The 1321-nt window shown below is 73.4% G+C and carries 1 protein-coding gene; it reads left to right on the top strand.

The window, feature by feature from the left end; translation table 11 throughout:
- The first annotated feature begins 228 nt into the window (after nucleotides 1-228).
- Nucleotides 229-1263 (top strand): LLM class F420-dependent oxidoreductase, encoded by a 1035-nt coding sequence (locus ACFWFR_RS19370; RefSeq protein WP_377619745.1) that lies wholly within the window; start codon nucleotides 229-231, stop codon nucleotides 1261-1263.
- The last annotated feature ends 58 nt before the right edge of the window (nucleotides 1264-1321 follow it).

The raw sequence follows: 1321 nt of genomic DNA, 5'->3' as shown, positions 1-1321 counted from the left end.
GACAGGCGCCACGTGCGCCGCCCCTCCTGTGCTGCTCGGGAACGGGTCGCGCTGCCGACCGGCCACGCCGCGCGGCGGGCCGGGCTCCCGTGGCGGGTGCTCGCCGTCGGGCACGGTAGATTGAGCCGCGGTTCCTAGGACTCCCAGTTCTGGGAACCTCGCTCGACGCACGTCGAGCCCGCGGACCCGTCCGCACCTCAGCGCCGAGGAACACACGAGGAGAACGCCATGCGCATCGGCATCCACACCGGCTACTGGTCCGCCGGACCCCCGCCCGGCATCCAGGAGGCGATCGTCGCCGCGGACCGCCTCGGCGTCGACTCGGTCTGGACGGCCGAGGCCTACGGCTCGGACGCCTTCACCCCGCTCGCCTGGTGGGGCTCGCACACCTCACGCATCCGGCTCGGGACCGCGGTCGCGCAGATGTCCGCACGCACCCCCACCGCGACCGCCATGGCCGCCCTGACGCTCGACCACCTCTCGGGCGGGCGCGCGATCCTCGGGCTGGGAGTCTCCGGCCCACAGGTCGTCGAGGGCTGGTACGGCCAGCCCTATCCCCGCCCGCTGGCGCGTACGCGCGAGTACGTCGAGATCGTGCGCGAGGTGATCGCACGCCAGGGCCCCGTCACGTACGACGGCCAGTTCTACCAGCTCCCCCTCACGGGCGAGGGCACCACGGGGCTCGGCAAGGCGCTGCGCTCGACCGTGCACCCGCTGCGCCCCGAGATCCCGATCCACCTCGCGGCCGAGGGCCCCAAGAACATCTCGCTCGCAGCCGAGGTCGCGGACGGCTGGCTGCCCCTGTTCTACAGCCCGCGCATGGACCCCCTGTTCCGCGGGCTGCTCGACGAGGGCTTCGCCAAGCGCTCGGACGGGCGCTCCCCCGCCGCCGGTTTCGAGGTCTCGGCGACCGTCCCGGTCGTGGTGGCCGACGACGTCGAGGAGGCCGCCGACAAGGTGCGCCCCTTCATCGCGCTCTACGTGGGCGGCATGGGCGCCAAGGGCGCGAACTTCCACCGGGACGCGCTCGACCGGCTCGGCTACTCGGACGCGTGCGACGAGATCCAGGCGCACTACCTCGCGGGCCGCAAGGCCGAGGCCGTCGCGGCCGTCCCGACGGCTCTCGTCGAGGACGTCGCGCTCGTGGGACCCGAGGCCAAGATCGCCCACGACCTCGAGGCGTGGCGCCGTACCGCAGTCACGACCCTCCTGGTCCAGGGGGACCCGACGGCGGTGCGTACCGTCGCGGGGCTGCTCGCTTGACCCTCATGCACCGCTGAGTGCGGAGCTCTTGTGCGACACGCCGGGCGTGTCGCACAAG

The organism is Oerskovia sp. NPDC060287, assembly GCF_042726775.1.
GTDB lineage: Bacteria > Actinomycetota > Actinomycetes > Actinomycetales > Cellulomonadaceae > Oerskovia > Oerskovia merdavium.
This window is presented reverse-complemented; position numbering and strand designations above follow the sequence as displayed.

Excerpts from the sequence above, each read along its gene's own strand:
- ACFWFR_RS19370 (WP_377619745.1), top strand. The coding sequence starts at position 229 with ATGCGCATCGGCATCCACACCGGCTACTGGTCCGCCGGACCCCCGCCC.